The 16529-nt window shown below is 31.9% G+C and carries 13 protein-coding genes; 4 read left to right on the top strand and 9 right to left on the bottom strand.

The features are described from left to right. From MHZ36_RS02780 to hutU, 3 genes are all read right to left on the bottom strand, one after another. On the bottom strand, positions 1-1110 hold the full coding sequence (locus MHZ36_RS02780) for a SulP family inorganic anion transporter (protein ID WP_239229483.1): 1110 nt from the start codon (positions 1108-1110) through the stop codon (positions 1-3). Positions 1111-1345: 235 nt separating this feature from the next. Beyond that, positions 1346-2578 carry an imidazolonepropionase gene (hutI, locus tag MHZ36_RS02775; protein WP_239229482.1) on the bottom strand — a complete coding sequence of 411 codons (1233 nt, stop codon included), beginning with the start codon at positions 2576-2578 and terminating at the stop codon, positions 1346-1348. After that, a complete protein-coding gene (gene hutU, locus MHZ36_RS02770) occupies positions 2578-4239 on the bottom strand; it encodes a urocanate hydratase (protein WP_239229481.1) in 1662 nt (553 codons plus the stop codon). Before hutU ends, hutI begins: the two co-directional genes overlap by 1 nt. Positions 4240-4466: 227 nt before the next feature. On the opposite strand from hutU, the gene MHZ36_RS02765 reads away from it, so the two are divergent. Further along, positions 4467-5339, top strand: coding sequence for a LysR substrate-binding domain-containing protein (locus tag MHZ36_RS02765; RefSeq protein WP_239229480.1), 873 nt, complete (start codon positions 4467-4469; stop codon positions 5337-5339). Here the strand turns inward: MHZ36_RS02765 and hutG are convergent. Continuing rightward, the gene (gene hutG / locus MHZ36_RS02760) at positions 5332-6261 is read right to left on the bottom strand and encodes a formimidoylglutamase (RefSeq protein ID WP_239229479.1); all 930 of its coding nucleotides are present in this window, start codon (positions 6259-6261) and stop codon (positions 5332-5334) included. The genes MHZ36_RS02765 and hutG overlap by 8 nt on opposite strands. 254 nt (positions 6262-6515) lie before the next feature. On the opposite strand from hutG, the gene sdpC reads away from it, so the two are divergent. Then, positions 6516-7988: a peptidoglycan release complex CPBP-like subunit SdpC gene (gene sdpC, locus MHZ36_RS02755; protein ID WP_239229478.1), complete on the top strand. Its 1473-nt coding sequence runs from the start codon at positions 6516-6518 to the stop codon at positions 7986-7988. Positions 7989-8186: 198 nt separating this feature from the next. Here the strand turns inward: sdpC and MHZ36_RS02750 are convergent, their stop codons facing one another. Further along, positions 8187-8873 carry a ribose 5-phosphate isomerase A gene (locus MHZ36_RS02750; protein ID WP_239229641.1) on the bottom strand — a complete coding sequence of 229 codons (687 nt, stop codon included), beginning with the start codon at positions 8871-8873 and terminating at the stop codon, positions 8187-8189. 163 nt (positions 8874-9036) lie between these two features. Between MHZ36_RS02750 and MHZ36_RS02745 the strand changes: the two genes are divergently transcribed. Continuing rightward, the gene (locus tag MHZ36_RS02745; protein WP_239229477.1) at positions 9037-9705 is read left to right on the top strand and encodes an MOSC domain-containing protein; all 669 of its coding nucleotides are present in this window, start codon (positions 9037-9039) and stop codon (positions 9703-9705) included. A gap of 114 nt (positions 9706-9819) precedes the next feature. Here MHZ36_RS02745 and MHZ36_RS02740 read toward each other — a convergent pair whose 3' ends face one another. The 3 genes from MHZ36_RS02740 to MHZ36_RS02730 all read right to left on the bottom strand — a co-directional run bounded on the left by MHZ36_RS02740 (position 9820) and on the right by MHZ36_RS02730 (position 13511). After that, on the bottom strand, positions 9820-10836 hold the full coding sequence (locus MHZ36_RS02740) for an aldose epimerase family protein (RefSeq protein WP_239229640.1): 1017 nt from the start codon (positions 10834-10836) through the stop codon (positions 9820-9822). Between the two features lie 538 nt (positions 10837-11374). Then, positions 11375-12622, bottom strand: coding sequence for an ABC transporter permease (locus tag MHZ36_RS02735; RefSeq protein ID WP_239229475.1), 1248 nt, complete (start codon positions 12620-12622; stop codon positions 11375-11377). Beyond that, on the bottom strand, positions 12615-13511 hold the full coding sequence (locus MHZ36_RS02730) for an ABC transporter ATP-binding protein (protein ID WP_239229474.1): 897 nt from the start codon (positions 13509-13511) through the stop codon (positions 12615-12617). Before MHZ36_RS02730 ends, MHZ36_RS02735 begins: the two co-directional genes overlap by 8 nt. Positions 13512-13754: 243 nt before the next feature. Here MHZ36_RS02730 and MHZ36_RS02725 point away from each other — a divergent pair, with 243 nt between their 5' ends. Beyond that, positions 13755-15368 (top strand): ribulokinase, encoded by a 1614-nt coding sequence (locus MHZ36_RS02725; RefSeq protein WP_239229473.1) that lies wholly within the window; start codon positions 13755-13757, stop codon positions 15366-15368. A gap of 303 nt (positions 15369-15671) precedes the next feature. On the opposite strand, the gene MHZ36_RS02720 is transcribed toward MHZ36_RS02725, so the two are convergent. Beyond that, positions 15672-16331: a DUF805 domain-containing protein gene (locus tag MHZ36_RS02720; protein ID WP_239229472.1), complete on the bottom strand. Its 660-nt coding sequence runs from the start codon at positions 16329-16331 to the stop codon at positions 15672-15674. Positions 16332-16529 lie beyond the last annotated feature (198 nt).

Genomic DNA, 16529 nt, shown 5'->3' with positions numbered 1-16529 from the left:
TCACGTCCTTTCTTTCTTTATCATATATCGTATTAAATAATAGCAAAGTGTTACTAAAATAACGCCAATAGCAAGATTATTTGTAAGCAACATAATACACATCGTTAAAATAACAATACAACCGTTGCTGAGTGGTGACTTTTTTATAAAACCCATGGTATTCCTATCAAAGGTGCTAAAAGCAATGGTTACTAGCACTGTCGCTAACACTGCCATAGGTATTTTCATTAGTAAACCACCAAACAAATAAATACTAAGTAATAAGAAACCACCGGTAGTAAGCGTAGAAACTCTCGATGTTCCACCCATCGTTATATTGAACTGAGACTGTCCGATTAGAGCACTTCCACCATAACCACCTAAAAAACTAATAATTATATTAGCAGTTCCTTGTCCAATAGATTCTCTACTTACATCACTGTCCACATTAGTCATATTATCCAAAACCTTAGACGTCAAAGCATTCTGAATTGTAGCTACGATTGCCATAGCCAAACCATAAACGGATGCAATAAACCATAAATGACCATTAGCAATATCATCATAGGCAGTTAAAGGTGTTATATTGAAGTGGATTGCCGTAAAATCAGCCACTAACTTACTGTTCAATTGAAAAAGCCAAGTAACGGTTGTCATAACTATGATTGCTACCAAAGGAGATGGGATACGATTCGTAACCTTAGGAAACAACCATATTATCAAAAATGAAATAACTACAATACCATAAGTCGTTATTGTAGTAGGAATCATATATTTTATTTGAGATGTTAATAATAATATACCTAGGGCATTCATAAATCCAATAACAACACCTTGAGGCACTAAATGAATCAATTGATTCATTCGAAATATCCCAAAGATAATTTGAATAAGACCCATGATGAATGTTGCCATAATTAGTGCCACTAATCCATTATCAGCTACTAAAGGTGCAACAACCAGTGAAACACCACTACTTGGAGCGGAAATCATTAATGATCTATTTCCAACAATACTCATGACTACCATAATGATACCTGTACTCATCAAACCAATAGTTGGACTTACACCAGCAATTAGCGAAAAGGCAATAGCTCCTGGTATTAACGCCAATGCTAATAGGATTCCCACTAATAAATTGTGCCTTATATTACCTGTTCATTGTGTTAAATAGGCATTTCTCACCATTAATAACGCACCTCCAATCCCCCTTTCACTCATAGTATCATAATAGTCAAAATATTTAATCAACTTGGCTTTACAACTATCATCCCTAATGTTTTACACTTTATATGATTTTATTTAACATAATTCTCATAAAAATAGCTATGTACTTCATTCATCGAAGTACATAGCTACTTATTTATTATAAGATAAATGTATTATCCACTATCACTTTTCCATCTTTAATTACTTTTTGTGCATGGTTCACACCATAATGATAAGGAATATATTCATGATTAGGTGCATCCCAAATAACAATATTAGCCTTATCCCCTTGATTTATTGTACCAGCATCAACATCTATGGCTTTGGCAGCATTTACTGTTACAGCATTCCAAATTTCATTTGGTGATAATTTTAATTTTAATGCTGCAATAGACATGACTAACTGTAAGTTATTAGTGACACAGCTTCCAGGATTAAAGTCAGTTGCAATTGCAATTGCACCATTATTATTAATCATACCTCGAGCATCTGCATAGTGTTCTTTATCTAAATAGAACGTAGTTCCTGGTAATAATACTGCTACCGTTTCGCTATCTTTTAATTTAGCTTTTCCCTCTTCGCTTGTCGCTACAAGATGGTCTGCAGAAATGGCGCCTTCATCAATTGCTAATTCTAAACCACCTAATGGATCTATTTCATCAGCATGAATCTTCACAGCAAATCCTTGTTCTTTGGCTGCTTGCATATATGCTTTTGATTCTTCTACTGTAAATACGCCCGTTTCACAGAATATATCTGCGAAATCTGCATATTTTTTTACTTCAGGTAATAAATCAATCATTTCTTGTAAAAAATCTTGATTAGATTTCGCATCTTTTGGTACAGCATGAGGTCCAAGGAAAGTATGTTTCATATCTAAATTATATTTCTCAGCAAGACGGTTGGATACTTTTAATTGTTTTAACTCATTTTCTTTATCTAAACCATATCCACTTTTACTCTCAACTGCTAACACGCCATGTTGAATCATTGTTAAGAGATTTTTTTCAGCCTTTTCAAATAATTCCTCTTCCGTTGCATTACGAGTAGCTTCAACCGTTGATAAGATGCCCCCTCCTTGCTCTAAAATTTCTAAATAAGATACCCCTTGTCTTTTTAAAGACATCTCATGTTCTCTTGATCCACCATGAACTAAATGTGTATGTGCCTCTACTAATGCCGGTGACACAACCTTACCAGTAGCATCAATTATTTTATTAGCTTCATATAAATCTGTATGGGGACCAGAATAAACTACTTTGCCATCGTTGACTACGACAGTGGCATCTTCAACAATTTCTAATTCATTTAGTTCTTGTCCTTTTAAGGGTTTCTCCGTAGATTTCGGTAAAATTAATTGTTTTATATTTTGTATAATTAAATCGTTCATTATTTCTCACCTCTACCATTAATCATTGGAATTTTAATGCCTTTTTCATTTGCAACATCAATTGCTGATTGATAACCTGCATCAGCATGTCTCACTACTCCCATACCAGGATCTGTAGTTAATACGCGACCTAATCGCTTGTCAGCTCGTTCTGAACCATCTGCAACAACCACCATACCAGCATGTAATGAGTATCCCATACCAACGCCACCACCATGATGGAATGAAATCCAAGATCCACCAGCTGCTGTATTAATTAATGCATTTAACACTGCCCAATCTCCAACTGCATCAGATCCATCCTGCATACCCTCAGTTTCACGATTTGGACTAGCAACTGATCCAGAATCTAAATGATCACGTCCTATAACGATTGGTGCTGAAATTTCTCCTTCCCTTACGAGACGATTTAATGCTAAGCCCATTTTTGCTCGCTCCTCATAACCTAACCAAGCAATTCTTGAAGGTAAACCTTGAAATGCTATTTTTTCCTCTGCTAAGTCTAACCATCTGATTAGCTTTTCATTATCAGGGAATAATTTTCTCATTTCCTCATCTGCACGTTCAATGTCTTTAGGATCTCCACTCAATGCAGCAAAACGGAAAGGCCCTTTACCTTCACAGAATAATGGTCTAATATACGCTGGAACAAAACCTGGAAAATCGAATGCATTTTCTAAACCATTATTGAATGCAACCTGACGAATATTATTACCATAATCAAATGCAACTACACCTTTTTGTTGAAATGCTAACATTAATGATACGTGTGCTTTCATTGAAGCTTCAGACTTTTTAACATATTCTTTAGGATCTTTTTCTCTTAACGCTTTGGCTTCTTCTAATGAGAAACCTTGTGGTATATAACCATTTAACGGATCGTGAGCACTAGTTTGATCTGTAATGATGTCTATTTTAAATCCTTTATCTAAAATGGCTTTATGGGTATCTACTGCATTTCCAACAAGACCAATAGACAGTGGTTTACCCGCATCACGTGCTTCTGCTGCCAATTCTAATGCTTCATCTAAACTGTGTGTTTTCACATCGCAGTATTGTGTTTCGATACGCTTATCAATTCTAGTTTCATCTACATCTACACCAATTACAACGCCACCGTTCATTGTTACAGCAAGTGGTTGCGCACCACCCATACCGCCTAAACCTGCAGTTAATGTAACAGTACCATTTAATTTACCATTAAAGTGTTGATTTGCTAATTCACCAAAAGTTTCATAGGTACCTTGAACAATCCCTTGTGAACCAATGTAAATCCAACTACCGGCCGTCATTTGACCGTACATCATTAATCCTTTTTTATCTAAGTCATTAAAATGTTCCCAATTTGCCCATTCTGGAACTAATACTGAATTTGACAATAGAACGCGAGGCGCTTCTTCATGTGTTTTAAAAACGGCAACAGGTTTACCTGATTGGACTAACATGGTTTCATCGGCTTCTAACTCACGCAACGTATGCTCAATAGCTTCAAAAGCTTCCCAGTTTCTAGCCGCTTTTCCTATACCACCATATACAACTAAATCTTCTGGACGTTCTGCTACTTCAGGGTCTAAGTTGTTATATAACATTCTTAATACAGCTTCTTGTTCCCATCCTTTACATTCTATGTCTAGACCTTTTTTAGCTTCTATTTTTCGCATAATTCACTACCCCTTTGTTTAATAATATTATTTCATCAACTTACTCAAACTTACTGCGTTGATGCCCCTTATCACTTATCTGATTTTTAAAATAATACTGCAATATTAAGTACTTATAGTAGTTATATAATTCAGTATATTATGATAATATATAGACTACAAATATAAATAAACTACCTATTTATAGTTTAAACCTATAAATATTTTTGGATATTGGAGGCTTTTTAGTGAAAATCATTCAATTGGAATACTTTGTTGCTGTAGTAAAATATAATAGTTTTACAAAAGCAGCAAACTTTCTACATATTAGTCAACCTTCATTGACTGCAACAATTAAGAAGATGGAAGCCGATTTAGGTTATGACCTCTTTATTCGCACGACAAAAGAAATTCAAATTACTGAAAAAGGAATTCAATTTTATAATTATGCTCAAAGTTTGATTCACAATTATCATCAGACATTAGAAAAAATGTATGACCTAAACACCAGTCACGCACCTAAAATTAAATTATCTATTTTAGAATCATCAAATCAATGGATTTCACAAGTAATAGCTATGCATAGAAAAAATTATCGAGATCAAACTTATTTAGTATCTGAGGTACATGATCAATCTAAGATTATCGATCAGTTACTAAATTTTGAAAATCATATTGGTATTACAAATGAAATTATTAATCACGAAGCCATTTCCTCTATTGTTTTATATCATGAATCTTATGTATTGATTACTCCCAAAAATACATTTCCAAGCGCATCAGCAAAAGAAATTCAAACACTACCTTTGATTTTGCCTACAAAAGGTTCTCAAGTAAGAAAACATTTAGATGATTATTTTAACCGTATGAATATTCGTCCTAATGTAATCATGGAAGTAGACCGTTTTGAAGCTGCAACAAATTTTGTTCATAAAGGGTTAGGTTACGCCATAATACCTCAAGTTTATTATCAATCTTTTAGCACTAGAGACTTAGAAGTTATTCATATCAAACCCAATTTAGGTAGAACAATTTATATTAATTACTTAAAAAAAAGAAAGCACTCTGAAAGAGTACTTTCTCTAATCAATCAATGTATTAATTATTGGCAAATTACATAAGGAAATGATGTAAAAAATGTGCTGACAATTTAGCTGTGCGATTATCAATATCATATTTAGGATTCGTTTCCGCTATGCTAATTGTTGAAACCTTTTCATTTACAACTATACGTTTGGATAATTCTAAAACAATATGCGGAAATAATCCGAGCACAGCATTTGCACTTACACCCGGTGCAAATGCGCTATCAATTACATCCATACAAATTGTAAACATGATAACATCATGATCATGAATGAATCGTTCAATTTTATCTTTTATTGGAGGAGAAATTTGATGTAAAAGTTCCTCAGAATAAACATAACTAATATCATTTTCTTCTGCATAATCAAATAATCCTTGCGTATTACCACCTTGTTGAATACCTAACACTAAATAATCCGTATTTTCGTCTTGCTCAAGTATTTGTCTAAAACTTGTACCTGACGTCGATCCAGATTCTTTTCGTGTATCAAAATGCGCATCAATATTTATTACACCTATTGATGCATTTGGATACGCTTGCCGTGTACCTAAATATTGCGCATAAGCGATATCATGACCACCACCAAGTAAAAAAGTCTGTTGATGTTGACGGATGGAATTCGCAATATATTTTGCAAATTCTTGTTGTGTCTCTTCAAGCTGTGCATGATCATGCTCAACATTGCCATAATCAAATATAGGCGTTTCTCTAATCACTGGTAGATTAGCAAATGCTTGCTTTATTGCATTTGGTCCCTCTTTGGCGCCAATTCTTCCTTTATTTAATTCAACACCTTTATCAACTGCATAGCCTAGTATACCTATGCCCTGACGTGAACCATTTGAAGCTTCTGTAATATCTCCAAAATGGATGGTCTGAAAATGTCTAAATTGAGTTAAATCTTGCTCACTATCAATTCTACCTTTCCATAATTCACGTTGTGCTAACTTATACATAGTTCTCCTCCTTTTGAAACGCTATGAACAATTAAAGTATACGCTTACATTTTTTGCAATTCAATTTATAATTATATTTACCCACTTCTTAAACAAATAAAATTTAAAGCGTAAAATTTATTTCAATTACATTTTCAAAGGTTTAGAACTATTACATTTCAATGATATTTACCTAAATTTAATTTATTTCTGTACGATAAATATGTATAATTAACTACAAATGAATTAATTGAAACCCTATTGGAGGTTACATAATGAATACAAAACGTATACCTGGTTTTCAGTGGGCAATGAGCATTTTTATTTTCTATATTATTGCCTTTGTATTACCGCTTATACTTAAAGATTTTCAAAGCGCTATTCCATTCAAAACATTTGTCTTTGAAATGAGTGTACTTGCACCTTTTATCGCAGCGATTTTATGTTTGATAATATTCAAAAATAAACGTGCACAATTAGGTGGTTTAAAATTTTCAATCAGCATTAAAGTAATCGAGCGTTTAATATTAGCACTCATCTTACCCCTAGCAATTTTCATCATTGCCATGGTAAGCTTTAATGTCTTTGCAGATAGCTTTGTTTTATTGCAATCTGAAGATTTGTCAGTATCCATATTCTCAGTAATTATTGGACAATTAATTATGGCCTTTTTTGTAGAATTTGGGTTCCGTTCTTATTTACAACATATCGTTGAAACCAAAATTAGCACATTTTTCGCTTCTGTTTTAGTAGGTATGATGTATGCAATTTGGAATATCAATATAGCTTTTTCTTTTGAATATACACTTTATAATTTGTTATATTCATTTGCATTTTCTATGATTATTGGTGAATTGATTCGTGCAACTAAAGGGCGTACGATATTTATTGCAACGTTATTCCATGCTGCTATGTCATTCGGTTTAGTTTTCTTGTTTAACGAAGAACTCGGTTATGTATTCTCAATGAAAGTCATTGCACTTTCTACTACAGCAGTTGCGGCAATTTATATTATACTTAGCTATATTATTCGTATCTTTTTCTATTTCTTCACTAAACGTAACTTAGATGAGGTAGATGATAATAACTATCTAGATCACGTAAATGAGCATTCAGATAATGTCAATACAACTGACGATAACCAGAACGTAGAGCAACAAATTCATGACAACAATGAGAGTGAAAACAACAATTCTGATAACTACGACAATATGGAACAACATCAAGCGCAACAAGATTCTGATGGGCAAGAGACTGATCAAGACACAACTAATACTACAATTAATAATAAGGAACAAAATATGGAAGATAACTCAAAATCGCAATGTAGTGAGCAACGAGATGAACAAAATCATCCATCCAACCAAAAACAAGAAGAACAAACGACTCATTCATCTACAGTTTATAAAAATAATTATGACACGCTAAAGACATCTCATAGTTCAGAGTCAGAGCAAACAGTTAACACTGATTATGTAGAACATAACAATACTCAAAGTGCAGTTGAAACTTCAACAGAAAAAGCAAAGCATGATGAGCAAGATGTAGACACCGATGATGAATTAAGACAAAGTGCACGTTATAAATCAGACCGTAAGTCATCAGTTGTAAGTGATGTTCACGCGTCAATTGCTAATGATGAACAAACGACCGATTCAAAAATAAGCGATGATGAAAATGATAAACAAAATAACCATAAAGAGCGCTCATCATTTAAATTTAAAAATAATCGTGGACATAGACGCTAATTTTTAAGTCTATCCATTTTCTAAAGAATGAAAAAACCAGCCTTATGGCTGGTTTTTTTGTTAACAGACAAACTCTATGTAACATTTTATTACATAATCATTTGTACTTTTTTATTATTTAAGTTATCAATTAATGGAGATAGCAATGTTATTTTTCTATAAGCATTACATTATCCTATATAAGCTTTTCACTACATTTTATTTATTCATAATTTCTACGCCTGCTGATGTTCCTATAATCACTTGATCTGTAACATCTAAAAAATATCCTGTTTCTAGCACACCGATCATATGAATCAAGTACTCATGCATCACATATGGGTCTATATCTTGATTCAACTTTAAATCCAAAATGTAATTACCGTTATCTGTAATAAAAGGTACATCGTCAGCCATACGCCTTTTAGCTGAAACACCCTTCGTACGCTCGATTTCTTTAGCAATTAGTAACCAATTAAATTTATCAACTTCTACCGGCAATTTAAATGTCTCGCCTAAATAAGATACAAGTTTAGAATCATCAACTAATACTACAAATCTTTCCGACATGGCATCAATGACTTTCTCTCTAAACAGCGCACCGCCACCGCCTTTGATAAGATTTAATTGTGTATCAACTTCATCTGCACCGTCAATCGCTAAATCAATGTGTTCAACATCATTAACATCTACTACGTGCATGCCCAACTCTTTTGCAATAAATGCTGTTTTATTAGACGTGCACACGCCCGTTATATGTATGCTCTCACGTTCAAGCTTTTCTGCTATTTTTGGGACAAGCAGTTCAATCGTTGATCCTGAACCGATGCCTAAAACCATACCATCTTTAATTTGGACTAATGCATCATCAAATGTGCTTATTTTCAACTGTTTCTTATCCATAATGCTTCCCCTTTACTCGCAGTACTTTTAATATTATTGTACATGAGTTTAATAAAAATACCTAGTTAAAAAAATTATTTCAATATAATTAGAGCTTTACTTTTATTTATATTGCCATTACTTTAAAATTGTATTAATTAGTTAATTATTCGGGGGAGTGTATACTATGATTTATGCTTTAAATGCAATTTCTACAGGTAAAGTTCAAGATTTACCATACAGTAAGAAAAGACAAATGCGTTCGGCATTAGACAAAGATAAGTTTCAAGGGGAAATGTATTTAACAAAAACTGGCTTCCTTGAAGATGAGCAAGAATACAAGGACCATGGTGGTACTGAAAAAGCTGTTTGTTTATACAGTAAGAAAAATTATAGGTTATGGGAAAATGACTTAGAACAATTACCTAGTCATGCAATGTTTGGAGAAAATCTAACCGCTTTAGATTTAGATGAACATGATGTCTTTTTCGGCAATCAGTATCAATTAGGAGAAGCTATTTTAGAAGTATCAGAAATTAGAGAACCTTGTTGGAAAATTCAAGAAAAATACCAAATCAAAGATTTAGCGAAACGTATGTCACAATCATGTAAAACAGGATTCTATTTTAGAGTATTGCAAGAAGGATTCGTCCATGAATCATCCAATCTAAAATTAATAAAGTCTGCAGAACCAGAAACAGCGCTATCTGTATATGAATTAAATGATATTTATTATAATGATAAATCTAATATCAAACGTCTCCAACATGCTATAAAAAATCCTTATTTAACTGAAAACCGCATTTATAAATTGCAAAAGTTACTTAATAGAGCAGAGAAGAAAGCCAATCAATAAACGAAACAGACTATACATTTAAATGTAAAAACCACTGACATACATAAGTAAGTATATCAGTGGTTAATTTTTTATACATATATCATGTTATGAAGCCTAGTTTAAACAGTATATTTACTGTTCTTTTTCATAAATTTTATATGATGTCTTAGAATAATAAGGTTGACCCGCTTCTAAAATTGATGGCGCTTCATCACCAAGTAAATTGATATCATTTGGAATACACTGCGTTTCTAGTGTAAAACCAGAGTGAGCTTTATAAATATTAAAATCACTATTCCAGCTTGTTGTATCATTAAAAGTAAAAATAACGACATTAGGCATATCCGTTTGTACTTTTAATACAAAATGCTTATTCTCCACAGTCATTTCATTACTTCCAATATCAAATGGATGATCAATACCACCATAACGTGACATTTGTGATTTAATAGTTGAATCCTCACTATTGAATATATCTTTAAATTGAATTTTGGCAGTATCAAATTTTTCAATTAAATCGACAGGCTCTAAACTAGAAACAATATTTTCATCATTTAACAAAAACATATCTAATTTAGAACTGCTAATACAGTGATTATCAATCACATTATTATCTCTATTTAAATTGAAATATACATGATTCATTGGATTAAACAAGGTTTTTTCTGTCGCAGTTGCTTTATATTCTATCGTCCATTTATGGTCAATGTCATATGTATGTATAATTTCTAAATCAATATCACCAGGAAAATGATCATTCTCTGATTGAATTGTTGTTGAAAACACAATTTTAATCTGCCCTACTTGCTCTATTACTTCATAATCAAAAAATTGTGTATCTAACCCTTTCGGCCCACCATGAATGTTATGTTTACCGTTATTTGCGTCTAAGTGATACGTTTTGCCATCTAACTCAAAAGTTGCATTAGCTATTCTTCCACCATAGCGTCCAATTGTCGCACCGAAATTGAATGGATTTTCCTGATAAAATTCATCAGCTTCTACTACGTTACCTAATACGATATTATTATCATCAAATTTCCAAGAGACAATACGTGCACCATAATTCGTAAATACAATTTTGGTTTCCTCATTATCTATCTTGATTAAATCAATACCATTACTTTGGCTTTCTACTTTTGCAAACATCATCGATTACTCCCTTTCAAACCAAAGTCTATTCATTAAACTTTGGTTTTATCATGAATAAAAACATCAATTACAAATGTAGCCTTAAACGACACAATCACTATGGGGTATAGTGTGGACGTAGGCAATTAACAATCACTAATACAAGTTTCGATATATTCCTCTTAATAGTTGGTACTTTGTAAAACGATAAACTTTAAATTAGTCCCATTTAATAGATTACTTATACACTCATCACTCAGATTCGTATTTCCCGTTCGAATCACTACCCAAGCTTTTAGATCATATATTTTATCTTAGAGTGAAAAAGTGCACTCCTTTAAATTGAATACTTAATTACATTGTAACAATTTGTACATATATATATCTATACTAATCGTAAATTCTATTGAGATAATCTTCTATTCAACTTGAATTCTCTATTTATTCAATATCAATATTATATAAAGCACAATAATATAGGCTCTATAGGGGATTTGTATGTTGCTATAACAACATACCGCCCCATAGTATTTAATCACACAGTTCCCTTGAAATGTTATTTCACTTTTCTTCGTTCAAAAATTCTTTTTATTGAATTAAAGAACCCTTTATCAAAACTTAAAATCGTATCTTTATAACTACGTACAGCAATCCATAACAAAATAAATATTGTGACAATTGATAAAATAACACTGATTGCAATTTCCCACAATGTTACATCAGGTGTTGCAGCTCTTACAAACATTACAAAAGGAGAAACCAACGGCACAAAACTAGCAATTTTCACCATTAATGTATTGGGATTCATTACACTAAATAAAGCAATGTAAAAACCTATCAAACTCAGTAATGTCATAGGCATAAGTGCTTGGTTTATGTCTTCAATTCTTGAAGTTATTGAACCAAGTATTGCTGCAAGAATGATATAAGATAAAATACCAATGAGCAATGATATAACGCCTACAATGATTAATTGCATTGTTAGTTCATTTGGTTCCACTTTAAAACCTTTCAGCATATCTTGAATATCAAAAGCAAAGAAGCATATTAAACCTACAATAAAGAAGATAGCAATTTGTGATAGCGCAACTGCTATAACGCCTAATATTTTTGCTAAAATATGTGTCACCGGTGACACACTCGTTATAATCATCTCTATCACTCTTGAAGTTTTTTCAGTTGCAATCTCCATTGCCACTTGACCAGCATAATTAATAATAATAAAGAACATTAACATTACACCTGCATACACAATAATCATATTAAAACCTTTTTGTGCCTCAGTTAAATCAGAATGTTCTTTTGTACTATCTATCACTTCAGTAGTTACTTTGCTTTCTGATTGTAATTGTTTCAATTCACTTTGAGATAAATTAAAATTTGCTGCTGTAAGTTGCGTTTGAATGGTTGTGAGTAAAGTTGTTAATTTTTGTTTATCTTTAGCGTCAACGTTATCTTTACTAATAATTTTACCTTTGATTTTTTGTTTTTCTGTAACTGAAATCACAAAAGCTTTATCTAATTTATCTTTTTCTATCCCTGCTCTTGCAGCTTTTTCAGATACTTTGACATACTTTGCCCCATCGTCCAATTGTTCACTTTGTTCGTTAATCGCTTTGTATATTTGATTATTGTTAGTGACCACACCTACTTTATTCGTACTATGATCAAATAAATCAATAATTTTATTAATATTTGAAGCAGCCAAAATCAATACAATGACGATTATTGTAAATATCTGAAATGACTTTGTAGTTACTTTATTTATATAAGTTAACTTGAAAGTTGAGATGAATTTATCCATTTAAATCCCCCACTTTATCTATAAATATTTCGTTTAAAGAAGGTTCAACTACTTGAAATCGTCTGACATAGCCATATTGAATTACTTGATTATAAATTATTTCTGCTGTCGCTTCCTCATCAATCATAAGCTCTATATTTCTTTTAGTTTGATTATACTCAATTACACCATCTATATTTTTCAAATCGTCCATAGCTTTATCTGTTTCTATGATTACCTTTTTGTTACCATGATTCGCCTTAACTTCATCAATAGGTCCCGAGACAACTAGTTCACCTCTATTTAAAATACATACATCATCACATAATTCCTCGACATGTTCCATACGGTGAGAACTATAAATAATTGTCGTTCCTTCCTTGTTTAAATCATTAACTGCACTTTTTAATAATTCAACATTAACTGGATCTAATCCACTAAAAGGTTCATCTAATATCAATAATTCAGGTCTGTGCAACATACTCGCTAATAATTGAATTTTTTGCTGGTTGCCTTTTGATAAAGCTTCTATTTTCTTTTCTCTATTCTGTTCAATATCAAATCTTTCAAGCCAGTATGCGATTGCTTGATTGATTGATTTTGTTTTCATACCTTTTAAACGTGCTAAATAGCGCAACTCATCTTCCACTTTCATTTTTGGATGTAAACCTCTCTCTTCAGGTAAATAGCCAATTCGATCATATAGTGATTTATCTATTGTTTGATTATGGTATAAAATATTTCCTTCCGTCACAGGTGTAAGACCTAATATCATTCTAAATGTAGTCGTCTTACCTGCACCATTTCTCCCCAAGAAACCAAGCATTTTCCCTTCATCTAAGTTCAGAGAAATATCATTTACAGCAACAAAATCCTTATATCTTTTTGTCACATGATTAATCGATAACATGGTCGTTTCCCTCCCTCTAAATCATATATATCACGATCATACCACGACACAAATCAAATTACATAATAAACTTTTAATATCATTTTTATAATCTTGCTTTAGTTCGTTAAACCCTTGTTATTTGATTTGAAAAAATTATAAAATATACATCTTTTAATTAACCAAACTTTACAAGGCTGATTGTAATCGCTATCATTATTATAAATATAAATTCCGTTTAGGATTTAAGGAGGTAGTTCGGTTATGACATTCAGTATTGGTATTGATTATGGTACTTCATCAGGTCGTGTATTTTTAGTCGACACTTCAAATGGAAATATTATTTCTAGTTACATTAAAGAATATGAACATGGGACGATTTCTGAAACACTAAATGGTCAAGAACTCCCTCATCATTATTTTTTACAAAATGCAGATGATTATGTTGATATCTTAGAAAAAGGTGTTAAATATGTGCTTGAAGATAGTCAAGTTGCAGCAAATGATGTTATTGGTATTGGGATTGATTTTACAAGTTGTACAATTGTCTTTTTAGATAAAGAATTTAATCCATTACATAATCATAGTGATTTAATTGATAATCCGCATGCCTACGTTAAATTATGGAAACATCATGGTGCACAAGAAGAAGCTACTTATATGAAAAAAATTAGTGAAAAATATAATCAATCTTGGATTCAATATTACGGACACAACGTCAGTAGTGAGTGGATGATTCCAAAAATTTTAGAAGTAAAACGACTCGCACCAGAAATATTGACACGTTCTGCTTATATAATGGAAGCCGGTGATTATCTAGTCAGTCTTTTAACTGGTAAAAATACAAGATCAAATTGTGGTATTGGTTTTAAAGGATTTTACAATGAACAAGATGGTTTTAATTATGACTTTTTTAAAGCAGTAGATTCAGAATTACCTGACATTATTAAATCAAAATGCGAAGCACCAGTAGTTAAAATTGGTGAAAGCGCAGGAAAACTTACCAAACAATTTCAACAACTTTGGGGACTATCGAATAAAGTAGAGGTTTCTCCATTTATTATTGATGCACATTCAGGTGTATTAGGTGTAGGAGCAATCAAACAAGGTGAATTCACTTCTGTCATTGGTACAAGTACATGCCATTTACTTTTAGATTCAAAACAAGAACCCATTCCTGCTATCACTGGCTCGGTAAAGGATGCAATTATTCCTAATATGTACGCGTATGAAGCGGGACAGCCTGCTGTAGGTGATTTGTTTAACTATTCTGCTAAAATGGCACCTAAAGCAATTGTAGATAAAGCAAATGAGAAAAATATAAGTGTCTTAGAGTATCTTGAAGTACTTGCTTCTAATATTGACATTGAAAAGCAACATGTAACTGTGATGGACTGGCATAATGGTAACCGTAGTATTTTAAGTGATAGTCTTTTGACTGGAAGTATTATGGGTCTCACGTTGACAACGCCATATGAAATGATTCATAGAGCATATATTGAGGCAACTGCATTTGGAACTAAGATGATTCTACAACAGTTTGAGAATAACAATATAGATATACATACAGTTTATGCAGCTGGAGGTATACCAATGAAAAGTAAGTTACTTATTGATATTTACGCTAATGTCTTGAACAAACCGATCGTTGTAATAGATGCAAGTAATGCAACAGCATTAGGTGCTGCAATGCTAGGCGCATATGTTGGTGGTGCATATAAATCCGTAAAAGAAACCGTTATGACAATGAAACAGCCAGTTTATTATAGAAAGCAACCTGATCCAAACAAAGTTAAACAATATGAACGATTGTTTGAACGTTATCAAGCCATTCATGACTTACTTGGAAAATCATATCCTTCATATACTTATATATAGTACTAGAACAAAGTGTCTTGGACATAATTCCTAAAAAACCCAGTAAATGAATTTTTAAATTCACTTACTAGGTTTTTAATTACTATATTTTGTATTGTTAGCTCGTTTTTTGAGATTGGAGATTTATACCTCAGCCTTTTACGGATTAAATACTAGAATAAATTGAAAATAACGAATATATCTAGAAAACGTATGCCAACCTCTTAATATAAGTAAAAACTGCCAACAAGGCCATAGACATTGTCGACAGTTAGTGGCAATCTAATTAATGATTATCATTAAGTTATTAATTTAAAGATGACATTATTTATCTTCTTGCTCAGATAAACGTTTAAAACGTTGCTCTGAATTTGAATCTTCAACTATAAAATTATCATTTGAAGATGTGTTACCATTCCCTTTACTTTGGTTCGTTTGATAGAAACTACCATACTTATGACTTTGTCCATATTTATTCATCTTTCTCTCACTATCCAAACAACAAATAACAAGATTATAAATACCCATAACAAAATATAAAACATATATAATTATAATAGTTATAATAGTAGAACCATTTATGTAATCGGGATCTGTAAAGTTAAATACTAGAATAAAACTGTATGTAACAATATATATACCTAAAAAGATTAAAGGTATTAACATAGATCTGCCTGTGTCGTGGAATCGACGTATGTATATTGCATAATTAGGAATAAGTGTTGCTAAACCATAAATAAAAATATAAATACTGCTAACAAATATTATAATCAAACCAGTGGCACTAGTAACATTAGAACTTACAGAAATTCCAAAAATCATTATAAATAACCCAATGATGTTCACTATAAAAGCAGGTACCATAAAGATAAGGTGCCACAAAGTCATAAACCAATATTCACTTCGTCGAGATCTGCCTTTAAAGTTTACATATTGTTTCCAAAACAACTTAAATGCTTCAACGAAACCTATTTTTCTCTCCATATGCTTCTCCCTCCTATTTACTAAAATCTCATTTAAGGCTTTGTTTGAATATAAAATTTTGATACATTTATAATTATCAAACACACAGCCCTTTCAATATATAGTGTATCAAAATATTTTGTTTTTGATAACATAATTTTTTATATATACTAAATTTTAAATTATTATATAAATAGCACATAATGGAGGTATAGTTGC

The sequence above is a fragment of the Staphylococcus sp. ACRSN genome (assembly GCF_022346615.1).
Classification (GTDB): Bacteria; Bacillota; Bacilli; order Staphylococcales; family Staphylococcaceae; genus Staphylococcus.
Note: the sequence above shows the minus strand (reverse complement) of the source record. Positions and strands in the feature narration are given on the sequence as shown.

Excerpts from the sequence above, each read along its gene's own strand:
- MHZ36_RS02735 (WP_239229475.1), bottom strand. The coding sequence starts at position 12,622 with ATGGATAAATTCATCTCAACTTTCAAGTTAACTTATATAAATAAAGTA.
- MHZ36_RS02740 (WP_239229640.1), bottom strand. The coding sequence starts at position 10,836 with ATGTTTGCAAAAGTAGAAAGCCAAAGTAATGGTATTGATTTAATCAAG.
- hutG (WP_239229479.1), bottom strand. The coding sequence starts at position 6,261 with ATGTATAAGTTAGCACAACGTGAATTATGGAAAGGTAGAATTGATAGT.
- MHZ36_RS02725 (WP_239229473.1), top strand. The coding sequence starts at position 13,755 with ATGACATTCAGTATTGGTATTGATTATGGTACTTCATCAGGTCGTGTA.
- MHZ36_RS02730 (WP_239229474.1), bottom strand. The coding sequence starts at position 13,511 with ATGTTATCGATTAATCATGTGACAAAAAGATATAAGGATTTTGTTGCT.
- hutI (WP_239229482.1), bottom strand. The coding sequence starts at position 2,578 with ATGAACGATTTAATTATACAAAATATAAAACAATTAATTTTACCGAAA.
- hutU (WP_239229481.1), bottom strand. The coding sequence starts at position 4,239 with ATGCGAAAAATAGAAGCTAAAAAAGGTCTAGACATAGAATGTAAAGGA.
- sdpC (WP_239229478.1), top strand. The coding sequence starts at position 6,516 with ATGAATACAAAACGTATACCTGGTTTTCAGTGGGCAATGAGCATTTTT.
- MHZ36_RS02745 (WP_239229477.1), top strand. The coding sequence starts at position 9,037 with ATGATTTATGCTTTAAATGCAATTTCTACAGGTAAAGTTCAAGATTTA.
- MHZ36_RS02720 (WP_239229472.1), bottom strand. The coding sequence starts at position 16,331 with ATGGAGAGAAAAATAGGTTTCGTTGAAGCATTTAAGTTGTTTTGGAAA.